15 protein-coding genes are annotated in these 22,298 nt (G+C 74.7%); 8 read left to right on the top strand and 7 right to left on the bottom strand.

What is annotated here, in order from left to right; all coding sequences use genetic code 11:
• Window positions 1-47: 47 nt before the first annotated feature.
• From DEJ43_RS02955 to DEJ43_RS02940, 4 genes are all read left to right on the top strand, one after another.
• A complete protein-coding gene (locus DEJ43_RS02955; RefSeq protein WP_015031818.1) occupies window positions 48-1,157 on the top strand; it encodes an ALF repeat-containing protein in 1,110 nt (369 codons plus the stop codon).
• Window positions 1,158-1,600: 443 nt separating this feature from the next.
• The gene (locus DEJ43_RS02950; protein WP_015031817.1) at window positions 1,601-5,590 is read left to right on the top strand and encodes a hypothetical protein; all 3,990 of its coding nucleotides are present in this window, start codon (window positions 1,601-1,603) and stop codon (window positions 5,588-5,590) included.
• The gene (locus DEJ43_RS02945; RefSeq protein ID WP_015031816.1) at window positions 5,590-6,174 is read left to right on the top strand and encodes a hypothetical protein; all 585 of its coding nucleotides are present in this window, start codon (window positions 5,590-5,592) and stop codon (window positions 6,172-6,174) included. The genes DEJ43_RS02950 and DEJ43_RS02945 overlap by 1 nt, the downstream gene beginning before the upstream one ends.
• A gap of 180 nt (window positions 6,175-6,354) precedes the next feature.
• Window positions 6,355-7,458 (top strand): PP2C family protein-serine/threonine phosphatase, encoded by a 1,104-nt coding sequence (locus tag DEJ43_RS02940; protein WP_015031815.1) that lies wholly within the window; start codon window positions 6,355-6,357, stop codon window positions 7,456-7,458.
• A gap of 54 nt (window positions 7,459-7,512) precedes the next feature.
• Here DEJ43_RS02940 and ligD read toward each other — a convergent pair whose 3' ends face one another.
• On the bottom strand, window positions 7,513-8,442 hold the full coding sequence (gene ligD / locus DEJ43_RS02935) for a non-homologous end-joining DNA ligase (protein WP_015031814.1): 930 nt from the start codon (window positions 8,440-8,442) through the stop codon (window positions 7,513-7,515).
• Window positions 8,443-8,794: 352 nt separating this feature from the next.
• Between ligD and DEJ43_RS02930 the strand changes: the two genes are divergently transcribed.
• Window positions 8,795-9,979 (top strand): zinc-dependent alcohol dehydrogenase, encoded by a 1,185-nt coding sequence (locus tag DEJ43_RS02930; RefSeq protein ID WP_015031813.1) that lies wholly within the window; start codon window positions 8,795-8,797, stop codon window positions 9,977-9,979.
• 15 nt (window positions 9,980-9,994) lie between these two features.
• Here the strand turns inward: DEJ43_RS02930 and DEJ43_RS02925 are convergent, their stop codons facing one another.
• The 4 genes from DEJ43_RS02925 to DEJ43_RS02910 all read right to left on the bottom strand — a co-directional run bounded on the left by DEJ43_RS02925 (window position 9,995) and on the right by DEJ43_RS02910 (window position 17,459).
• The gene (locus DEJ43_RS02925; protein ID WP_015031812.1) at window positions 9,995-10,996 is read right to left on the bottom strand and encodes a PHP domain-containing protein; all 1,002 of its coding nucleotides are present in this window, start codon (window positions 10,994-10,996) and stop codon (window positions 9,995-9,997) included.
• 37 nt (window positions 10,997-11,033) lie between these two features.
• On the bottom strand, window positions 11,034-11,663 hold the full coding sequence (locus DEJ43_RS02920; RefSeq protein ID WP_015031811.1) for a flavodoxin family protein: 630 nt from the start codon (window positions 11,661-11,663) through the stop codon (window positions 11,034-11,036).
• A 9-nt stretch (window positions 11,664-11,672) separates the two neighbouring features.
• The gene (locus tag DEJ43_RS02915; RefSeq protein ID WP_015031810.1) at window positions 11,673-14,081 is read right to left on the bottom strand and encodes a molybdopterin oxidoreductase family protein; all 2,409 of its coding nucleotides are present in this window, start codon (window positions 14,079-14,081) and stop codon (window positions 11,673-11,675) included.
• 468 nt (window positions 14,082-14,549) lie between these two features.
• Window positions 14,550-17,459 (bottom strand): class III lanthionine synthetase LanKC N-terminal domain-containing protein, encoded by a 2,910-nt coding sequence (locus DEJ43_RS02910; protein ID WP_051025822.1) that lies wholly within the window; start codon window positions 17,457-17,459, stop codon window positions 14,550-14,552.
• 311 nt (window positions 17,460-17,770) lie between these two features.
• Here DEJ43_RS02910 and DEJ43_RS02905 point away from each other — a divergent pair, with 311 nt between their 5' ends.
• The 3 genes from DEJ43_RS02905 (at window position 17,771) to DEJ43_RS02895 (ending at window position 20,248) form a co-directional block, all read left to right on the top strand.
• A complete protein-coding gene (locus tag DEJ43_RS02905; RefSeq protein ID WP_015031806.1) occupies window positions 17,771-18,331 on the top strand; it encodes an HPP family protein in 561 nt (186 codons plus the stop codon).
• 79 nt (window positions 18,332-18,410) lie between these two features.
• Window positions 18,411-18,953: an ArsR/SmtB family transcription factor gene (locus tag DEJ43_RS02900; RefSeq protein ID WP_015031805.1), complete on the top strand. Its 543-nt coding sequence runs from the start codon at window positions 18,411-18,413 to the stop codon at window positions 18,951-18,953.
• A 17-nt stretch (window positions 18,954-18,970) separates the two neighbouring features.
• Window positions 18,971-20,248, top strand: coding sequence for an MFS transporter (locus DEJ43_RS02895; protein WP_199868652.1), 1,278 nt, complete (start codon window positions 18,971-18,973; stop codon window positions 20,246-20,248).
• A gap of 76 nt (window positions 20,249-20,324) precedes the next feature.
• Here DEJ43_RS02895 and DEJ43_RS02890 read toward each other — a convergent pair whose 3' ends face one another.
• Both DEJ43_RS02890 and DEJ43_RS02885 read right to left on the bottom strand, forming a co-directional pair.
• The gene (locus DEJ43_RS02890) at window positions 20,325-21,074 is read right to left on the bottom strand and encodes a hypothetical protein (RefSeq protein WP_015031803.1); all 750 of its coding nucleotides are present in this window, start codon (window positions 21,072-21,074) and stop codon (window positions 20,325-20,327) included.
• Window positions 21,075-21,256: 182 nt separating this feature from the next.
• Window positions 21,257-22,087, bottom strand: a complete 831-nt coding sequence (locus tag DEJ43_RS02885) for a DUF1206 domain-containing protein (RefSeq protein WP_015031802.1) — start codon at window positions 22,085-22,087, stop codon at window positions 21,257-21,259.
• Between the last annotated feature and the right edge of the window lie 211 nt (window positions 22,088-22,298).

Below are 22,298 nucleotides of genomic sequence, written 5' to 3'. Positions count from 1 at the left end.
CTTCCCGCGCGCGCCGCGCGCTCCCAGCCGAGAGGAACCCCTTCCCGATGCACCACACCACCCGAGCCGCGCGTGCCGTGGTCGCCGCCGCTCTGGCGGGCGGCCTCCTCGCGGGCGCGGCCCCCGCGTGGGCCGACGGCGGCACCCCGGAAACGGCGCCCGGGACCGTCGCCACCCCTGCGGCCGACCCCGCCGCCGACATCGCGGCCGAGGCCGCGGCGGAGGCGCGGGCACGCGTGGAACGACTGGCGAAGTCCGCACTGCCCGCGGAGATCCGCACATCGGCGTGGAACGCGCTGCGCAGCACGCGCGGCGACGCGGCCGTCACCGACTGGCTTGCCCCGGGCGGCGGCTACGACGCCGCCAAGCAGCGCCTCCGCGACGCGCGCTCGCGCAACAGGGCGTTCTGCGAGCGGGTCGTACGGACCCACCCGGTGAGCTTCTCCCCGGAGGTACGGGCGGCCGCCGAGCGCGCGCTCAAGGGCAGCGACGCCGACCGCGCGGCCTTCGTCAAGACCGGCTACGCGGCGGCCGAGCTGCGCGACCGGTCCGCGCGCGACGCCGACGCGCAGCACCGCGTCGAAGTCGCCGCCAAGGAAAGGGCGTTCGTCCTGGCGCTGGTCACCGAGGCACCCGGTGAGCACGTGCGCACGGCGGCTCAGTGGGCACTCCGCCCCGGGGCCACCGACGCGGACGTGGCGGAGTTCTTCGGGTACGGCTGGGCCAACGGCGCGATGCTCGACCTGGAGGCGCACCGGCTGGGCGCGGCGGACGCGGAGGTGCGCCGCCACCATGTGCTGACCGGCCTCGTGGACCGGGCCGCCGCCGTCGAGCGTGCCCTGGAGTCCGCGCCCGACAAGGAGCAGGCCCGGACCGATGCCGTGCTGGCATGGCGGGCCGTGGCCGAGCACGCGGACGCGGCGCACCTGGCCTTGCTGGCGCAGCAGGAGTCCGCCCGTGTGCAGGCGGAGAGCTGGCGGAGCGTCATGGCGCTGGCCGAGGGCGACGGCGGGGAGCTGTGGAAGCACATCACCGCCCCGGCTCGGGCCCGCGCGGCGGAGTGGGAGCAGGAGCGGGTGCAGGCCGGCGAGACGGCCCTGTTCTGGCAGGGCATGGCGGCCAGGGCGCGCGCGAGCGCGACACGCCTCACGGGCTGACGCCGGGGGCCGGCGCGCGGGGGGGGGCTACGGAGCCACGGCGACCGTCCCGGCGCGTCCCGGCGGGACTGCGGCCGGGGCGGGCGAGTCGGTGGCAGGTCTGTGGCCGGTTCGTGGCCGGTCCGCGGCCGGTCCCGGACCGGTCCGTGGTCGGTCTGTGCCGGTCCGCGGCCGGTCTGTGGCCGGTCCCGGCCGATCCGTGGCCGGTCTGTGCCGCTCCGTGGTCGGTCCCGGCCGGTCTGGGGCCCGTTCCGGCGGGCCCCCGGCCCGTCGCGGCCAAGTCCCCGGACCGTTCCGGCTGTCCTTCCGTACGCCCGGTACACCCGGTACGCCCCGTACGCCCCGCCCGTGCGGCGCCGCCGACGTGCGCGCACCCGCGGCCCGAACCCCCTGCCCGTCGAGCGTGGGCGGGGGCATTTTTTTGACCACCGAGAGGAAATTCAGTGATAAATAGGTTCCGGCCACGGGCCGGACAGCGCACGACGCGAGACCGTGTCCCCCGGGTCGTCGGCAAGGTCGTGTCGGCGACGCTCGCCGTGGCGCTGCTCGGCGGGATGACGACGCAGGCCGCCGCCGAGGAGAGGACGCCGCGGAAGCAGCCCGACATGGCGCAGCTGCTGTCCGCCCTCGGCGGACCGCAGCCCGGGGCGCCTCGCCGGGCACCGACGCGCCTTGAGGCGATGAGCGCGGCGTCGGACCGCCAACTCGTCGAGGACTTCGCGGAGTTCGACGAGGAGGAAGAGGTCCGCGCGGCCGCCCGCGCCGCGCTGGAGAGCACCGATCCGAACGCGATCCGGAACTTCCTCGAGCACGGCGAGGCCGAAGCCCGCCAGCGCGCCAAGGACAAGCAGGGCGCCACGGACGTGGCGAACCGGCAGAAGATCGAGTTACTGCGCGGCACGGGTGGCCCGTACTTCAACGCCGAGGTCGAACGCGTCCTCAAGGGCACCGCCCGCGACCGCGCGGACTTCCTGGCGTTCGGCGCGGACATCGCGCGTCAGCGCGACGCCGCGACGGAGCAGAACGAGAAGGAGCGCGCGGCGGAGAACCGCAAGCGCGTGGAGATGCTCGTCGCGGTCGGCGGCCCGGCGGTGAAGGCCGCCGCGCAGCAGGCGCTCGCCGCCGGCGACGACAAGACCCTCGCGGAGTTCCTGGCCCACGGCTACCTCGTCGCGGCGCGGAAGGACTCCGCGGATCAGGCGGCGCACGAGAAGGCCCAGCAGGAGGCGTTGGCCGAGGCGGCCCGGCTGCGGAAGCTCGCGGAGAACACGGCGCGCGCCGCCGAGGCCCGTACCAAGCTGATCGCCGCGCACGGCTCCGCCGTCAAGGGCCTGATGGAGGCGTCCAACGCGATGAGCGCGGCCGCCGCGCAGTCGCGTCTGGCGGACCGGATGCTTGCCGCCGACAAGGCGGGCAAGCGGGTGTCGGACTACGGCCCGGTCAAGGCGGAGATCGCCCGGCAGGTCGGCAACGCCCGGGGCGCCGCGCAGGCCGCGCAGGTCGCGGCGGGCCTCGCCAAGGTGCAGGCCGATGTCCTGGTCGAGACCGGCCTGACCCACGGCGTGCAGTGGTCGGCCGTCGCCACGGGCATCGCGGCCGCCGCGGACTCCGCGGTGAAGGCCGCGGAGACGGCGCAGCACGCGGTGGACGCCACGGCGGCCGACGCGGCGGGCCTCCACGCGCAGAACCAGGCGGAGCTCCACGCGCGACAGGCCGCCACATGGCGGGCCAACGCCGAGCAGCACGCCGCCGCGGCGGCGCGGCTCGCGGCGGCCGCCGCACAGCAGGCCAGGATCGCGACGGACGCGGCGGCGAAGTCCCGCCAGGCGCGCCTCGACGCCGAGCAGGCCGAGAAGCAGGCGTGGGCGCACGCCCAGAAGACCCGTGACGCGCGGATCGAAGCGCAGCGTCAGGCGAAGGTCGCGAGTGAGCAGCGGGCGATCGCCGCGAAGGAGCGGGAGCTGGCGGCCGCCGCACGGGCCCGGGCGGAGCAGGAGCGTGACCGGGCCGCGGCGGCGCGGGCCCGGGCGGAGGCCGAGCAGCGCGAGGCGTCCGCACGGCGCGCCGACGCGACGGCCGCGGCGGCGACCGCCGCCCAGAAGCGTGCCGCGGCACAGACCCAGGAAGGCATCGCGTCCAGGGCCGACGAGAACGCCCGCGGTGAGGAGAGCAAGGCGCGGACCGCGCGGGACAAGGCCGCGGAGGCCGAACGGCTGCACCGCGCGGAGGACTCGCGGGCGCGTGCCACCGAGGCCCACGCGGCCAAGGTGCAGGGGACGGAGTACGCGGAGGAGGCGCGGAAGGCCGCGACCGAGGCACGGAGTGCGGCCGGCGAGGCCAGGAAGGCCGCGGATCAGGCCCGTACCGCCGCCGACGCCGCGTCCGGTGCCGCGACCCGTTCGCGCCAGGCGGCGATCGAAGCCGCCGGAGCGGCCTCCCGCGCCCGCGCCGCCGCGTCCGAGGCCACCGCGCACGCGGCGCGTGCCGACGCGGCCGCGAACAAGGCGGAAGCGGCCGCGTTCGCGGCGAACGCCGCCGCGAACAGGGCGGAGTCGGAGGCGGCCCTGACCCGGGCCGCCGCCGACCGGGCCGGCGCCAAGGCGTCCGAGGCCACCGCACAGGAGGCGCGGGCCGGCGTCGCCGCGCACGAGGCGTCGCGGCTCGCCGGTCTGGCCGCGATGGAGGCGAACCAGTCCCTCCAGGCCGCCAACCGCACCCGGGAGGAGGCCGACGGCGCCGTGCGCGAGGCCGCCATGGCCCGTGTGCAGTCGGGGATCGCGGTCCAGGCCGCCACCTCGGCCCGTGGCACCGCGGCCGGCATCGCCGACCCGGCCAACACCGCGCTGCTCATCACCGCGCCGTTCGTCGGTTCGGACGTGAGCGCGGACTTCGCGGCCGAGGTCGCCAAGGCGGCGCTGGAACTCGGCCAGTCCGAGGTCACCAAGGCGGAGGCGCGGGCCGCGGAGTCGGTCCGGGCGGCGGAAGCCGCCGAAGCGGCGGCGCGGAAGGCCAACGCGCAGGTCGCGCCCGCCTTCACGGCCGCCGCGGCGGCGGCGCGCTCCTCCGCGGACGCGGCCCGCTCGTCGGCCTCCGCGATGAAGTCGGCGGCGGCCGCCGCCGAGGACGGTGCCAAGGCCCGCGCGGCTGCCGCGCGCGCCCACCAGGCGGACGTGCAGGCCCAGGGCGACGCGAAGGTCGCCCGCCAGGCCGCCACCGAGGCGTTCGCCGACGCGGTGGCCGCCCGCGACGCCGCCACCCGCGCCGAGGGCGAGGCCGAGCGCGCCCGCGGCGCGGCCACGGAGGCGGAGAACCACGCGGCCGCCGCCGACAGCGCCGCCGCTCTGGCGGAGAAGGAGGCGAGCACCGCGCAGGCCGCGGCCACCCGGGCGGAGAAGGACGCGACCGACGCCGCGAAGCTCGCGACCTCCGCCGAGGACCACGCCAAGTCCGCCGAGGAGGCGGCGAGGAACGCCGGCACCTACGCCAGGGAGGCCGACGAAGCCGCCAGGCGCGCGGAGGAGTACCAGCGCGAACAGGAGCGCAAGGAGCGGGCCGAGGCCGCGAAGAACAAGGAGAAGAGCGAGGGCGGCCCGCTCGACCCGGAGGAGGGCGAGCGGCTGGCCCTCGAAGCGGCGGGCATCACGCCCGAGCAGTACGAGGCGGCCCGCAAGCTCGCGGAGATGGGCATCCTCGACTACCTGATGGAGAACGGCGCCGAGATCCTCGTGGAGCTCGCCGCCGAGGACATCATGGCGTGCATCGACGACCCGGACCTCGTCACGTGCATCTGGGCGATCGTGCAGAACTTCCCGGTGCTCAAGGCCGTGAAGATCGCGAGCAAGCTGCCCAGGATCGCCAAGGCCATCTGGGGCATCAAGGAGTTCCTCGACAAGTCGGCCAAGGCGAAGAAGGTGATCGACAAGGCCGACGAGATCATCGAAGCCACGTACAAGAAGCTCCCGGCGTGCCTGAAGGACAAGAAGAAGAGCGCACCGGTGGCACGCGGCGCGGCCTTCGCCTCGTTCTCCGGCACCGGCGCGAACCGGGCCTTCGCGACGGCGGCGGGCGGCGGCCACGACTCGGGAGGCATCGGCCTCAGGCGGGAGGAGTACATCGCCAAACTGGTCGGCGGTACGGTCGCCAAGGACGACAAGGGCCAGGACATCAAGATCGTCATGCCCAACGTCGGTTCGAGCGGTCTGGACGTCATCGGCCCGAACGGCGAGTACATCTACGTCGGCGGCGGAGCCAAGGCGAAGGATCCGTCCAAGTTCGGCAAGGCCCTGAAGATCAACAAATACGCCGCCGACGAGGCCGGGGTGAAGGCGATCTACTATCTGGCCGACAATACCCCGGAATCAGCGATCAAGCAGGCCAAAAAGGTCTTTGGAGACGAGAATGTGCACATCTTCACCCTGCCGAGCTGTGACTGATGGCTGACGGCTTCATCCGCTGGTACCGGGAGTCGGCGGCCACCCCGGTCTTCGCGGAGCAGGCACGACTCTTCGCGGAGTACGGGATCCACCTCGCCCACCCGGTCACGGGCGAGGCGACCGCCGTCGACGTGGAGGGCGAGGACGTGCCGATCGGGCGGGAGGAGCTGGCGCTCCTGCTCGGCCGCCGCATCGCGTCCATCACCATCAACTGGTGGCTGTCGGCCGACACCAACGTCCTGGACTCCTTCGGGTACGAGCCGCTGGGCTGCGAGGTCCAGACGCTGTGGCTGGACGGTCTGACGGTCGACGAGGCACACCGCGTCGAGTCGGCGGTCACCGCGGCGACAACGCGGCTCCCCGTGCCGACGCGCGCGGTGATCGTGGACCGGCAGGGGGCCACGGACCCGGAGGACTGGGACTCCCCGGTGCTGTACGACGGCGACGAGCTCCCCCGCTTCCCGGACGCCGTCGTGGCCCGGGGCCCGGTCGCGGACAAGCTCGTGGCCCGCGCCCCCGGGCTCGTCCGTGAGCCGGCGGGTGCGCACCTGCACCGGGTGACGCGGGGCCCGGGCACGGTCTGAGCGGTGCCCGCCGGGCCGACGGCGCTCGGCGGGTCTGAGCGGTGCCCGCCGGGCCGACTGCGCTCGGCGGGCACCGACCACGACGAAGACCTCCGGTGGGGTGCGCGGCACGACCGCGCACCCCACGCGGAGGTCTTCGCGCGGAGTGCGCGGCACACCGGCCCATAGGAGCCTGGTGGTGTGGTGAAGGCAAGGAAGGCGGCGACCGACGCGCCCCGGCGGACCTGGCTGCGCGGGGCCCCGCCGCCCCGCTGGGTGCGGGTCCTGCCCGTGCTGCTGCTCGTCGGCGTCGGAGCGGCCTCCCTGAGCGACTCCGTCCCGGTGGACCTCGGCTTCCTGCTCGGCGCGGTGCCACCGCTGGCCGTCCTGGCCTACGGACCGTGGGCCACCGCGTTCCTCGGCGCCGCGACGATCGGGCTGCTGACCCTTCCCTTCTTCCATCTGAACCGGCCCGGCAACACCGACCTCTTCACCCTCGGCTTCGTCGCGACCCTGAGCGTCTTCGTCTCCTTCGTCCGCGGACGCCGGGACGAGCAGCTCGACCTGGAACGCACCGTCGCCGAGACGGCCCAGCGGGCCATCGTCCCCGACGTACGACGGCAGGTCGGGCCCGTGCGCTGCGCCAGCCTCTACCGCGCCGCCGAGCGCGGCACGCTGGTCGGAGGCGACTTCTTCGACGTGCGGCCGGGCCCCCACGGGGTGCGGGCCGTCCTCGGAGACGTACAGGGGCACGGTCTGTCGGCCGTCGCGACGGTCGCCTCCGTCCTGGGGGCGTTCCGCGAGGCCGTACTGGACGACGTGGACGCGGTGTCGATCGCGGCCCGCCTCGACCGCAGGCTCGTGGTCGACTCGGCGCGCACGGAGCACGCGGAGCTCTTCGCCACGGCCGTCCTCCTGGACTTCGCGCCGCGCGGACGGGAGGTCCGCGTCCTGGCCTGCGGCCACCCGCCGCCGGTCCTGCTGCGCGGGGGAGCCGTGAGCACCGTGGAACTCGATCCGGGACCGCCGCTGGGGCTGGGCCTCGCCGACGTCATGCCCGGAACCTCCACCACGGTGTCACTGCTGCCCGGGGACCGGCTGATCCTCGCGTCGGACGGTGTCCTGGAGTCGCGGGACGCCTCCGGCGCCTTCTACCCCTTCGTCGAGCGTCTGGCGGGCATGACCGGGGTCGGCATGGACGAGCTGCCCGGCGAGATCTGGTCCGACCTGTGCCGCTTCGCCCCCAAGATCCAGGACGACGTCACCCTCCTGATCCTCGCCCTGGACGCCTCAGGGCCGGCCTGACGGGACGAGGTCCTCCCCGCCACGGGTCACCCGCCACGGGTCACCCGCCACGGGTCACCCGCCACGGGTCAGTTCCGCGAGCAGGTCGCGGGCCCTGCGGAGCGAGCGGGGCCGAGGAGGGTCGTGCCAGGGGTCGTCCTTGAGCAGGCCGTCGACGGTGGCCACGGTCCAGCGGCGGGCGGTGAGGTCCGGATCGTCGAGATCGCTCCAGGCCAGCGGGGCCGCTACGGGCGCGCCGGGGCGGGCACGGACGGCATAGGGGACGACGGCTGTCTGGGCGTAGCCGTTGCGCTGGACGTCGAGGTAGAGGCGGCCGCGCCGGGCGTTCTTCCGGGCCTCGGTGGTGAACCGGTCGGGGTGGCGGGAGGCCAGGACGTCGGCGACACCGCGCGCGAAGGCCCGTACGTCGTCGAAGGGCGCACGGCGGTCCAGGGCCACCACGACGTGGAGGCCGCGGGAGCCGGTGGTCATCAGGGAGGAGGGCAGTTCCAGCTCGTCCAGGAGCCGGTGGAGGCCGAGCGCCGCTTCCCGTACCGGCGCGAAGTCCTCATCGGCCGGGTCGAGGTCGAAGACCAGCCGGTCGGGCCGGTCGGGGCGGTCGGCGCGGGACAGGAAGCGGTGCGGGGTGGTGCACGCCTGGCCGGCCAGGTAGAGGAGGGTGGCGGTGTCCTCGCAGAGCACATACGTGACGGTGCCGCCCTCCTTGGGCAGCTCGGCCCGGTGGACCCAGTCCGGGAAGTGGTCCGGAACGTCCTTCTGCATGAAGGCCGGGCCGTCGATCCCGTCCGGATGCCGTTCCAGCATGAGGGGCCGGCCGCGCAGATGGGGCAGCATGCGGTGGGCGACCGTCCGGTAGTAGCCGGCGAGATCCGCCTTGGTGAGGCCGTCACCGGGGAAGAGGACCTTGTCGGGGCGGCGGATCTCGACGGTCCGGCGGCCCGCTCGCACGCGCTCCGGCGGAGCGGTCCGCGATGTCGGGGTCATCGTGCCCTCCCGGCCGGCCGCCCACGTACCCGCTCCGGGGCCCGGCTCGTCGTCGTCAAGGACGGTCGCCCCGCCGCGGGAGTGCGTCGGCGGCGACCCGGGGCGTCGCGCCCCACGGTCTCGGCTACCCGGCTTCGCCGCCGTCATCCGGGCCGGTCCAGGGGCCGCGCGCGGACCCTGACCCGGGTTCTCCGCCGATTCCTCGCCGATTCCTCGCCGAATGACGGGCGCGGGCTGGTTGACGAGGCCCTTCGGAGGGCAGCCGCGCGAGTATCGGGCCGCCGCGACCTGCTGCGTGGCCGATGAGCCGACAGGCGCGCCGGACCGCCCGTGCGTGACCGGAGGAGGCGTGATGAAAGCCGTGACCTGGCAGGGCCGCCGCTCGATCGAGGTGACAACGGTTCCCGATCCACAGATCGTCGATCCCACGGACGCCGTGATCGAGGTGACGACGACCGGCCTGTGCGGATCGGACCTGCATCTGTACGAGGTGCTCGGGCCGTTCCTGGACGCCGGGGACGTCCTCGGCCACGAGCCGATGGGAGTCGTCGCCGAGGTGGGCCCCGAGGTCCGGGACCTGAAGGCCGGCGACCGGGTCGTCGTCCCGTTCAACCTGTCCTGCGGCACCTGCTTCATGTGCGAGCGCGGCCTGCACTCGCAGTGCGAGACGACCCAGGTTCACGAGTACGGGACCGGTGCCAGCCTCTTCGGATACACCAAGCTCTACGGCCAGGTGCCCGGCGGCCAGGCCGAGTACCTCCGCGTGCCCTTCGCCGACACCCTCCCGATCCGCGTCCCCGAAGGGCCGCCGGACGAACGCTTCGTGTACCTGTCGGACGTCCTGCCGACCGCCTGGCAGGCCGTCGTCTACGCCGACGTCCCACCCGGCGGCAGCGTCGCCGTCCTGGGCCTCGGGCCCATCGGCGACATGTGCACCCGCGTCGCGGCCCACCGCGGGGCCGGCCGGGTGATCGGCATCGACCTGGTGCCCGACCGCCTCGCCCGCGCCGCGGGCCACGGCGTACAGGTCTTCGACCTGGCCCGGTACGGAGATCACCTCGTCGACGCCGTCCGCGACGTGACCGGCGGCCGCGGCCCCGACGCCGTGATCGACGCCGTCGGCATGGAGGCGCACGGCAGCCACGGCGTCAAGGCCGCGCAGACCGCGGCCGGACTGCTCCCCGACGCCCTGGGCGCCGCGCTGATGCAGAAGGCGGGCGTGGACCGCCTCGGCGCCCTGAAGCTGGCCATCGAACTCGTACGCAGGGGCGGCACCATCTCCCTCTCGGGCGTCTACGGCGGGGCCGCCGACCCGCTGCCGCTGCTGACGATGTTCGACAAGCAGATCCAGCTCCGCATGGGGCAGGCCAACGTCCGCCGCTGGGTCGACGACCTGCTGCCCCTGGTGACCGACGGGGACCCCCTCGGCGTGGAGGGCTTCGCCACCCACCACCTGCCCCTGGACGACGCCCCGAAGGCGTACGAGGACTTCCAGAAGAAGCGGGACCACATGGTGAAGGTCCTCTTCCACCCCTGACGGCCAGGCCGTCGTTCACGACTGGCCGCTCCTGCCGGTCAGCAGCCGCTCGAGCGGCCAGGTCGTGATCAGCCGGTCCCCTCCGAGCCCGATCCGCGCCGCCCGCGCGTACCCCGTGCTCTGCCAGCGCAGCTGTTCGGGGGCGTGGGCGTCGGTGTCCACGGCGAAGCGGCAGCCCGCGGCGGCGGCACGCGCGAGCAGGTCGTCCGGCGGGTCGCGTCGCTCGGGCCGGCAGTTGATCTCCACCGCCGTACCGCCCTCCGCGCACGCGGCGAACACCGCGTCGGCGTCGAAGCGGGACTGCGGACGCCCCCGGCCGGTGATGATGCGACCCGTGCAGTGACCCAGCACGTCGACGTGCGGATTGCGCACCGCGGCCACCATACGGGCGGTCATCGGTTCCGGTTCCGAGCGGAGCTTGGAGTGCACCGACGCCACGACGATGTCGAGCCGGCCGAGCAGGTCCTCGTCCTGGTCGAGCGAGCCGTCCTCGAGGATGTCGCACTCGATGCCGGTGAGCAGCCGGAAGTCCGGACCCGTCCGGGAGTTCACGGCGGCCACGGCCTCCAGCTGGCGTTCGAGCCGTTCGGCGCTCAGCCCGTGGGCGATCGTCAGCCGTGGCGAATGGTCGGTGAGCACGGCCCACCGGTGGCCGAGGGCCAGGGCGGCGTCGGCCATGTCCTCCAGCGGGCTGCCGCCGTCCGACCAGTCGGAGTGCAGGTGGCAGTCCCCGGTGCTCGCGGCCGCGAGGTCCCAGCCGGCGAGGGCGCCCGGGTCGGCTTCGGCCTGCAGACGGGCGAGGTAGCTCGGTACCGCTCCGCTCGACGCCTGGGCGATCACCTCGGCGGTGACCGGGCCCACCCCGCGCAGCCGCGCGACCCGCGCGGAGTCCACCGGGCCCGGCGGCAGCTCACGGACGGCGTCGGCCGCCGTGTGGAAGGCCCGCACCCGGTACGGGGACGCCCCGCGCCATTCGAGGAGGAAGGCGATCCGCCGCAGGGCTTCGTCCGGGGTCATGGCAGTACGCGATCAGTGGGGGGCGATCGCCTCGGTCTCAGGACGAGGGCGGGTACGGAGCGCTCTTGAGGCGGCGCGCGAGGTGCGCGGTGTTCACGGCGAGGGTCCTGGTCGTCGCGGCCGTCTTCTCCGGGGTCTTGTCGAGGTCCTGGTAGTCGGTGCCCTGCATCGCCTCGCCGACCCAGTAGGTGACGGCGTTCGGGGCGATGGAGAACCCGACGTCGTTGAGGCCCTGGAACAGTTCGGCGCTGACGTGATGGGCGCCGTCCTCGTTGCCGACGACACAGACGGCCGCGGCCTTGCCGTAGGTGAGCATGCGGCCTTCGTCGTCGCTCTCGCCCAGCTCGGCGTTGAGGCGCTCCAGGACCCGCTGGGCGATGCTGGAGGGGTGGCCGAGCCAGATGGGGGTGGACAGGATCAGGATGTCGCAGCCCAGGATGGTGTCGCGGATCTCCGGCCAGGCGTCGCCGTCTCCCATGTCGACCCCGACGCCCGGTTTGACGTCGTGGTCGGCGATCCGGATGACCTTCCCGGTGACGCCGTGATCGGCCAGCGCGGCCATGGTCTGCTCCGCCAGCAGCTGGGAGCTCGAGGGTTTCGGCGACGGGGAGAGCGTGCAGACCAGCGCGACAGCGCGCAGCGGTGTGGTTCCGGATGTGGTGTCCATGTGATCCGGCTACCCCGTGGGCCGGGCCGTATCCCGTCCTCCCTCCTGGGGCTTGCGGGGCGCCGGTGCGACCAGGGTCAGGGCGGCCGCGGCGGTCTTGAACTGCGGCTGCTTGGACACCGGGTCCCAGGCGGTGGGGATCACCTCGTTCACGGCCCGCCCGGGCGCGCCCGGGGCGGGGGAGCGGCCGCCCGGGGTGTCCCAGTACCCGTAGTGGAACGGCAGGAACAGCACACCCGGGCGCATCGACCCGATCCGAAGCCTGCCGCGGAGCGCGCCGGTCCGGGTGGTGACCTCGACGAGATCGCCCTCCGCGAGCCCGAGGCGGGACGCGTCGGAGGCCGCGATCTGGACCCACACGTCCGGCGCGGCGTCCGCGAGCTGCGGCACCCGTCCCGTCTTGGTACGGGTGTGGAAGTGGTACAGGGTGCGTCCGGTGGTCAGCTGGAAGGGGTGCTCCTCGTCCGGCCACTCCCGCGGCTGGACGTACGGGGCGGCCCTGATCAGCGCCTTGCCGTCCGGGTTCGTCGACCGGTACCACTCCTCACCCAGCGGCTCGCCGGTCACCAGGTCCTTCCCGTACGTCTCGCACAGGTCCGGGTGGGCCCACGACACGCCGTCACCGTAGAGGCGGTCCGTGCCGTCCGGGGCGTCCTCGGTGCACGGCCACTGGATGCCGCTCGGGCCGCGGAGCTTCGCGTACGTCAGGCCGGTGTAGTCGCAGGGACGTCCGGCACTGCACCGCTTCCACGCCTCGAAGGCCTCCTCGGGGCCGCTCCAGTGGACCAGGCGGCCGCCGTCCTTGTCCTCGAAGCCCATCCGGGCCGCGTAGTCGAGGAAGATGTCCAGGTCGGGCCGGGCCTCGCCGGGCGGCTCGACCGCCTTCTCGGACAGGTGGACCGTACGGTCGGCGTTGGTGAAGGTGCCCGTCTTCTCGCCCCACGTCGCGGCGGGCAGCACCACGTCGGCGAACTGCGCCGTCTCGGTCAGGAACAGGTCCTGGACCACCGTGAACAGGCCCTCCCGGGAGAGGACGGCGCGGATCCGCGCCAGGTCGGGCAGGGACACGGCCGGGTTGGTGGCGCTGATCCACAGCATCCGCACCGCGCCCTGCTCCGCCAGCCGGAAGATCTCCATGGCGTGGGTGGGCGGCGCGTCGTGGGGGATGGCCGACGGGTCGACGTTCCAGACCCGCGCGAGGTCGGCCACGTGGTCCTCGTTCTGCCAGTTCCGGAAGCCCGGCAGGTCGCCGTCGGCCCCGCACTCGCGGGTGTTCTCCGCGGTGGGCTGCCCGTTCATCTGGAGGACCCCCGCCCCGGGACGGCCGAGCATGCCGCGGATCAGATGCAGGTTGTCGACCTGGACGGCGGCGGCGGTCGCCTGGTTGGCCTGGTAGAACCCCTGGAGCACGGTCGACAGCAGCCGGTCGGCGGTGCCCACCAGCTCGGCGGCCTCCTCGATCGCCGCCGCCGGTACGTCGCAGATGCCGGCGGCCCACCGAGGCGTGCACGGCTCGACCTGCGCGCACAGGGCGTCGAACCCGACCGTGCACCGGGCGATGTACCCGGGGTCGGTCCAGCCGCGCCGGACGACCTCGTGCAGCAGGGCGTTCAGCAGCGCCACATTGGTGCCGAGCCGCGGCGCGAGGTGGACGTCCGCCCGGCGCGCCACCGGGGTGAGCCGCGGGTCCACGCACAGCAGACGGGGCGGCCGGTCCCCTTCCAGCCGGTCCAGGATCCGCATCCACTGGACGACCTGCGTCTCGGCGATGTTGTGCCCGAACAGGGCGATCGCGTCCGCGTGGTCGATGTCCTCGTACGAGCCGGGCTGGCCGTCGCTGCCGAAGGACTCCTTCAGCGCCTCCGCCGCCGTCGCCGTGCACAGGCGGGTGTTGCCGTCCAGGTGAGGGGTGCCGATCCCGGCGCGGGCGAGGACGGCCAGCGTGTAGTACTCCTCCAGGAAGAGCTGGCCGGAGGTGTAGAACGCGACCGACTTCGGTCCCTGGGAGTCGATGAGCTCCCGCGACCTGGCGACGACGCGCCCCATCGCCGTGGGCCAGTCGGTCTCGACGAGGCGCGTGCCCTCGCGGATCAGCGGCCGGGTCAGCCGGTCCGCGGAGCCGTTGGCCTGCCACGCGTACAGGTCCTTCGGCTCAAGCCGCCCGCGGTTGACACGGTCGCCGGCCCGGCCGCGTACTCCGACGATCCGCCCGTCCCGGACGGCGATGTCCATCGCGTCACCGTCGGAATGCAGGAGCGACGCCGCTCGTACCCACGCGTCGACGTCCTCCTCGGCCACCCCCTCGGCCAGGCAGGAGTCCGTGCGCTCGGGCCACCGACCGCCCCGGCCGTAGGGGGTGCGACGCCCCCACGGGTCGGCGATCCGCTCGTCGGACAGCACCAACGGATTGCGCCTCACAGCTGCCCCTCTCCGCCGCGCGGCGCCGACGGCGCCACACCCTCGATGAGGCGCGGCTACCCGGGACGCACCGCCTGACACGGCGGCCGGAGGGCGTGGCGCACGAACCGGGCCGGGGCCGGTGGCAGGGCCACCGGCCCCGGCCCTCCCGGGGATCGGTGCGTTACATCGGCTCGGGGAAGATGTCGCTGATGCTCCAGGCGACGCTGAAGCAGGGCGGCAGGGAACAGGCCTCCGGCTCGGTGTCCAGGGTCTGGAGCGCGAGGATCTGAGTCATGGTGCTCTCCGCTTCTACTCGGGGGTGGTGCCGGTTTCTTTCTCGGGTGGTGCCGGTTTCTTCTCGGGTGCCGCCGATCTCCTCGCGCCGGCGCGAAGCTCGGGCGATGCCGGTCGGCACCCGGGTACCTCGGCCCGGCGGAGTCGCCCGCCGCCGGGCCGAGGCGTTCATGGGACGCGCGCCCGACGCCGTCAGCCGACGGCCGCGACCGGGGGACGCGCGTGATGGGGCTCCGCCAGGAACGGGCCGGTCAGCAGGCGGTGGAGGGCCAGCAGCACCCCGGCCCCGCCGCTGGACAGATCGGCGGTGAACCGCTGCGAACCCGCTCCGAGGAAGCGCACGCCGCGCCGGTGGGGGACGGCGTACTTCCACAGCCCGGTCGCGGCGCGCACGGCGTCCGCGCGGGCCGCCGCCGTCCCGGTGAGCTCGGCGTGCTCCGTGAGGAACCAGGAGAGTCCCGCAAGACCCCGGTACAGCCCCGCCTCCTTCGTGGCGCAGGAGACCCGGACGCCGGCGACCAGCCTCGGCAGCGCCTCGGCGCAGCGCTCGTCCGGCGCGGTGGCCACGTAACGGCCGAGCACCGCGGCGACGCCGGCCGCGCCCGTGGCCAGGTACGGCATGGCACGGCTGAACCGTGCGTCGTCGGAGACGGACAGGGAGCCGTCGTCCAGCGGGAACGTCCGGTCGAGCTCCTGGTGGAGCAGGACGCGACCCGCCTCCAGGCAGCGGGCATCGCCGGTGGCGCGGGCCAGGCGGTGCAGGAAGAGAGCGAGCCCCGAGCGGCCGTGCAGCAGCCCGCGGGCGTCGTGCTCACCGAGGGCGGCCGGCAGGTCGGGGGTCCGCAGCAGGCGCTCCCCGGCCGCGGCGGCCCGCTCCAGGTGGGCGCCGTCCCCGGTCAGCCGGTGCAGGGCGAGCCAGCCGAGGCCGACCCCGGCCAGGCCGCCGGCCAGCGTGGCGCAGGAGGCGGTGAGCGGGTGGCCGTCGGCGTCCCCGAGCAGTTCGACGGCCTCGTCGAGCAGGCCGAGACCGGCCAGGACCGGGGCGAGGCCGGCCGTGCCGACGAGCAGTCCCGGGGGCAGCGCCCCGCGCTGTGCCAGGGCGTCGCGACGCAGCCGTTCGCGGATCTCCTCCGGCACCGCGGCCCCGGCGCGCCGCAGGGCGTGCACCACCCCGGCCGTGCCGTAGGCCAGGCACACGGTGTTGGTGCGGAACGCCTCGGGCGAGGGAGGGAAGGCCCATTCCGGCCGGCCGGCGTCGGCCGTCGCCAGGAGCCCGGCGGTCACCTGCGCGGCCAGCCGGGTGAGGCAGCCGCGCGGATCGGCGTCCAGCTCGGCGGGGGAGGGCGGGCGGTCGGCGCCGTGGTCATCCCGTGCCAGGCGCCCCGTCCGGGCCGGTGCCGACCGCGGCTTCGGGTCCGGTGCCGGGGGTCCGGTCAGGTTCGGTGCCGGGGGTTCGGTCAGGTCCTCTGCGGACGGTTCCGTCGGGTCCGGTGACGGCGGTCCTGTCAGGTCCGGTGCCGGCCGTCCCGTCAGGTCCTCTGCGGACGGTCCCGGCGGGTCCGGTGCCAGCCGCCCCGTCGGGACCGGTGCCGACGATCCGGTCAGGTCCGGTGCCGACGGTTCCGCCAGGTTCTCTGCCGACGGTCCCGTCCGGTCTATCGCCTGCCGCCCCGTCGGGTCTGCCGTACCCCGCCCCATCCGGTGGAAGGCGGTGGCCCGCTCCCACAGATCCGGGGGCGGAGCCACGTCCGCCAGGTCGCGGTGCAGCAGCGCGAGGTTGGCGGGCGCGTGGCGGGCGAGCTCGTGGAGCGGCGCCAGGAAGGCGAACGCGACCGCCGACATGCCGTACCGGTCGTGCAGCAGCGGATCGCTGTCGGCCCGGACCAGTCCGGGCGGCGGCGTGAACCCCGGGGTGCCGATCCCGGAGGGCGCCGCGGACAGCGCGGACGCCGCCTCGAAGTCCACCAGACGGACCCCGCCCGCCGCCGTGACCATGACGTTGCCCAGGCTGAGGTCGCCGAACCGGTAGCCGGCGGCGTGCACCCGTTCCAGCGAGACGTCAAGGCCGGCGAGGAGACCGCGGCAGGCCTCGTAGTACGCGGCGACGGACGCGGCCGTGCGGTCGGCGCGGGCCAGGGGGGAGGACCGGCTCAGCCAGCCCACCAGCGGCTGCCCGGCCACGTACTCGGTGACGAGGAAGTCGTGCTCCCACTCCGTGAAGTGGTCCAGCGGCTCCGGGCCCACCCCGGGCGCGGCCGCGTGCAGCTCGCACAGCACGCGGTGCTCGTGCCGCAGCCGCTGCCGCGCGTCGGTGCCGTCGAAGACCAGACCGTTGTGGGCGCGGGCCTCCTTCAGGAAGACGGGGCGGCCCGTACGCCGGTCCCGTGCCTCGTACGAGCCCCCGGCGTTGCTCAGGCGCACCGCGCGGGTCACCTCGTAGTCGCGGATCAGGATCGGGCCCGAGTGCGGCGGTTCCTCCCGCTCGGCGAACGGGTCCGTGATCCCCTCGGGCAGGTGGAAGGCGGGCAGCCGCAGGTCGGCGACCTCGCGGCCGGAGCCGTCGCGGACCAGCCCCTCCCGGGTGCCGTCGGCTCGCAGCCGGCTGCGGCCGCCGAAGGAGCCGTAGCGGTAGTGGACCGTCCGCGAGTCGCGGAAGCGCCGGTCGGTGAGGACGTACGGCCCCTCCTCCCCGTCGAGCGCGTCGCGCAGGCGTTCGAGGAGTCGGCGGGCGGTCGCCGTGTCCGGCGGGTAGACGACGCAGAACTTGCCCGCCTGGGCCCGCGCGGCGTGCTTGTGATGGACGAACAGGAAGAAGAGCCGGGCGCTCAGGTGCTTGAACGGCACGCCTTCGGAGAAGCAGATCGCGGCGACCGTGTCGAGGACGTGCTGCGCCCGGTCCAGTCGCGCGGACACGTGGATCTTCCAGCCCTGCTCGGCGAGCCCGGTCCGCGCGCCCGCCCAGGCCGTCCAGACGCCCTGGGCCGCGCCCCGCGCGCCCGCCGGCACCACGCCGGGGGTGAAACGCGGCCCGGGGTCGGCCACGCTGGTCAGCGGCAGGTAGTACTCCGGGTCCGCGAGCGCCTCGCCGAAGCCTTCGAGCACGGGATCTCCTCGCGGGATGGGGACGGGCGGCCACACCGGCCGTCCCGGACGCTAGGGCCGGCGGGTATGGAAACGGTTCGCCGTCGGCATGGGATCGGCATGCGGTCGGCAGGCGATCGGTTTCAGCCGCCGGTACGGGGTGCGCCACCCCCCGTCATACCGCCGCAAAACCGCAGGTTAGAGTCGTGGGCGGTCGCGCCGCCGCACCACGGCGATGCGCGGGGCCGGGCCGGCTGTCGATCACAGAGCCCGATACGAAGACGTCCCCACCGCCACCGCCCCCTTCGCCGCCTGCCACGGAAACAGCACCCATGACTACCGACGCCCCCTCGCGTCCCGAGCACGCCCACGCCCACGCCCCCGTCGAACGTCCCCGCCCGCCGCGGTTCGGCGGCCGGGCTCCGGCCAGGCCGACCCCGGCCGCCGCGTTCCACAGCGTGAGCGCGGCGACGGCCGTCCTGTTGGCCCTGGTCGCCATCGGCGCGGTCATCCACGAACCGGTCCTGATACCCCCGCTGGCCGCCAGCGCCGCTCTCGTGCACGCCGCGCCCACGCTGCCGCTGGCCCAGCCCCGCAGCGTCGTCGTCGGGCATCTGCTCGGCGCCGCCGCGGGGTACGCCGCCCTCGCCGCGGCGGGGAGCAGTGCGTGGGCCGCGGCCGTCGCGGCGGGCGCCACGCTGGCGCTGACCACGCTTGCCCGCACACCGCACTCCGCCGGCTGTGCCACGGCCGTGGTCATCGTGTTGCAGACCCCGGAGGCGGCCCGGTTCGTCCCCCTTCTCTTCGGCTCCACGGTCCTCCTCGTCCTGACCGGGTACGCCGGTTCCCGCATCCGCCGCACGTCACCGAGGTACCCCGCGTACTGGTGGTGAGGTGGTGCGGCCGTGAGTGCTCGGCTGATGGCCGAAAATCGTCCTTGCTCAATGGTCAAGAAGTGTTGACCATTGAGCCATGCCCTCCACAGACGATCTTCCGGACGCCTTCCACGTCACCACCGACGAGCAACTGCGCGCCGTCTCCAACCTCACGCGCCACCGGATCATGGCCGTGCTCCGCTTCGAGCCCGCGACGATCACGCAGATCGCCGAGCGGATCGGCCTCGCGAAGGGGAGTTCCAGCTACCACGTACGGCTCCTGGAGCGGGCCGGCCTGGTGAAGGTGGTCCGGACCCGCAAGGTCCGGGGGGTCACCGAGCGGTACTACGCCATGGCAGCGCGGTCCATCGTGCTCCCGGACCCCGGCGAGGGAGGCCCCGACGTGCTGATGCGGCACGCGGTGGCGGACCTGGAGGCCGCCCCGGCGGACGGCGAGCGGCACGTGGGGATGATGCACCTCCGGCTCACCGACGAGCAGTTCTCGGAGCTCGGAGCCCGCCTCCAGGCGCTGGCGCACGAGTACCGGGAGCTGTCCGATCCCTCGCTTCCGGACACGTCCCTCGTCTTCGCGCTGTTCCACCCGGCGTCGGGCGAGCAGACCGAGGGAGCCGCCAAGTGAGCTCCGACATGAAGAAGCTGCCGACCGGATTCGGTCGCCTGTGGACCGCGCAGACGGTGTCCTCGCTCGGTGACGGCGTGTCACATGCCGCGCTGCCCCTGCTCGCACTGACCCTGACGCGCGACCCGATGGCCCTCGCCGTCGTCACGGCCGCCGGCACGCTGCCCTGGCTCCTCTTCGGCGTGCTCGGCGGAGCGCTCGTGGACCGCTGGGACCGCCGGCGCACGATGTGGGTCACGGACGCGGTGCGTGCGGGGCTGCTCGCGATACCGGCCGCCGCGGCCGCGCTCGACGCCCTGAGCATTCCCCTCCTCGCGGCCGTCGCCTTCCTGCTCGGCCTCGGCGGACTGTTCTTCGACACGGCCGCCACGGCCTATCTGCCGGACCTCCTCGGCCGTGACCCCGCGCTCCTGGAACGCGCCAACTCCCGCCTGCGCGGCACCCAGACCGCCGCCTCCGGCTTCGCCGGGCCGCCCGCGGGCAGCGCCCTGCTCGCGCTCGGGCGGGCTGTCCCGCTGCTCGCCGACGCGGTCTCGTTCGCGGTCTCCGCCCTGCTCGTACGGTCGCTGCCCGCCGCACCCCGCCCCGTACCGCAGGTCCGTGAGTCGCTGCTGCGGCAGGCGCGGGCCGGTGCCTCGTACGTGTTCCGGGACCGGCTGCTGCTCGGGCTCGCGCTGCGCCCGGCGGTCGGGAACATCGCGTTCGTCGCCGTGGAGACCGTCCTCGCCCTCTTCGCGCACGATCACCTCGGCATCGGCGCCTTCGGCTTCGGTCTCCTCCTCACCGCGGAGGCCACCGGCGGACTCCTCGGCGCGGCCATCGCCTCCTTCCTCGGCCGGCGACTCGGCACCGGCACCGCGCTGACCTGCACGGCCGCGGTCGAGGGACTCGCCGTCCTGGGCCTGGCCGCAGCCCCGAACCCCTGGGTCGCCGGCCTCGCGCTCGCCGTCTGCGGCGCGGGCATGGGCGCCACGATGGTGCTCGCCCCGTCGCTCCGGCAGGCCATCGTCCCCGCCCACCTGATGGGCCGGGTCGCCTCCACGTCCCGCATGCTCGCCATGTGCGCCGCCCCGTTCGGCGCCTTCGTCGGCGGCTGGCTGGCGTCCACCTCCGGCGTCCGCACCCCGCTCTACGCCGCGGCCGGGCTCCTCCTCGCGATGACCGCCGTCACCGCGACCATGACGACCGACCGCCGGATCGAGGCGGCCCTGCGCGTCGCCGCCCCGGCCGCCGAACCGGCCGCCGAACCGGACCGCCCGGAGTCCGGGGACCGCGTACCGGAAGCCGCCGTCTAGCCCCGGACTTCGCGGGTCGCCGTTTCAGATCTTGCGACGGAGCGTCGTCGTGCGGGCGATCGGTCAAGGCACTCGGTCACGGGTCCGGCAGGAGGAGGAAGACCTCCGAGAAGGCGAGGCCGTGCTCGTGGGTCACCGCCCCGCACGGGCAGCCCAGCGAGATCCGGCGCCAGTCGCAGGTCACCGTCCACGGGCCGTCCTTCCCCCCGCATGCCGGGCAGCCGACGGTCTCGGCGGTCCACACCCCGGAGGCGGGTCTGCCGTAACGACGGAAGCGGCCCGCGTACCGGACCTGTCGGGGCTCGGCCGGGGGCGTGAGCGGGACGGTCCCGGGTGGGCTCGCGGAGACCAGCGCGGCGAACAGTGCGATCAGATCGGGGAGGAGGGCCTCGCCCGCCTCCGTCGGTGGCACGGCCGGGCCGTCCGCCGTCCCCACAGGGGTCCCGTATCTCGGGGCCGCCGCCGCGCCCGGTGGGTTCGGGGTGGCGTGCCACGGCAGGAAGGCGCGGGCGACGGCGGCCAGGAGGGCGGCCGCGGGCGGGCTGACAGCGCCCGCGTCGAGGTGGTGGAGGGTGGTCCGCAGGATGCGTTGAAGGCGCCGGTCCCGGTCCGTGGCCGACGTCGCCGCGGTCGCTGACCGCCGGGTGGGGAGCGGGGCCGTGAGGCGGGCCAGGACGCGCGCTGCCGCCTCGGAGTCCGCGGCGGCGGGACGCCACTCCCCGGCGGCCAGGAGCTGCCGTGCCCGCCCGGCCTCACGGGTCAGGTCACGTGTCCGCAACGGCTGTCGGCCGGAACCCGCCCCATGCGTCCGGTGCCCGCTCGTCATGGCCCCCGTCTCCTGTCCTCGTTCGTCGCCGCGACGTATCCCCGCGCTCTGCAAGCGTTGGCGGACATCCCATCACACAGGTGGAGACGATCATGCCCCGCTCACGAGGGCGCCCGCTAAGGAGGCGCCGGCCCGCCGACGTACGGCGGCGGGGTCGGGCGCTCCTGGCTCGAACCGACGTGTCACACGTCGCGCCACTTGGCCTGGCCGAAGGAGAACACGCCGAAGAGGACGAGGCCGACGGCGACCGCGACGAGCAGCCAGGGTCCCGCCGGGGTCTGGGCGAACGAACGGATCGCGTCGTCCATCCCCTTGGACTCCTTCGGGTCGAACGTCACCGCCGCCCGCAGGCCGAAGTAGCCGATCGCGCCGAAGACGAGACCGCGTCCCACGCCACCCGCGATGCCCGTCACGTCCATGAACCGCCGCTGGGCCTTCGACATCCGGCCCCAGGCGAGGTGCTTGCGGTACGCGCGCAGCACGGCCCGGCCCGCGATCCACAGCCCCGCGCCGAGGAGCCCGGCCGCCGCGGCGCCCACCCACCACGCCCCGCCGGGCAGGCCGAGGAGGCGGGCGGTGATGTCCTGGCTCTGCTGGTCGGTGGACCCGGCCCCGCTGCCGCGGTAGCCGGCCGCGAAGGCCAGGACCAGGAACGACGACACCCCGTAGAACACGCACCGCGCGCCGGACAGGGCGCGCTTGCCCACGCCGTCGCCGTCGGGCCCCGCCGCGCCGAACAGCACCTCGGAGAGCCGCCACAGCGCCATCCCGGCGAGTCCTATGCCAAGCGCCCACAGCAGAACGGCCCCGAAGGGCGTCGCGGCGACCTCGGCGAGCGCCCCGCCCCGGTCGGCCTGCTCGTTCGTGCCCGTCAGGCCGACGCGCACGGCCAGAACTCCGACGAGCAGGTAGAGCACACCGCGTGCCACGAAACCCACGCGGGCACCGACGCGTACGACGTCCCCCCGAGCCGCACGTCTCGCGGCGGCCCATGACGATCCGGCTGCGGTCATGTCAGGTCACTCCCCTTCGGCCTGTGACCTCTCGGGTGCCCCGAACCCGCCGCTCGAACCGACCCACCGCGAACGGGGCGCCTTGAAAGGGCGCCGAGCCCGGTTCCCGGCTCGTCGCGGCGACTACGCGCCGTATCAGAGACGGCCTGGCCGGAGGGCGCGCGGAACGCCTGGGGGCAAGCCCTGTGGTCCAGGTGGCCCCCGTGGCGGT

The sequence above is a fragment of the Streptomyces venezuelae ATCC 10712 genome, from assembly GCF_008639165.1.
Classification (GTDB): domain Bacteria; phylum Actinomycetota; class Actinomycetes; order Streptomycetales; family Streptomycetaceae; genus Streptomyces; species Streptomyces venezuelae.
This window is presented reverse-complemented; position numbering and strand designations above follow the sequence as displayed.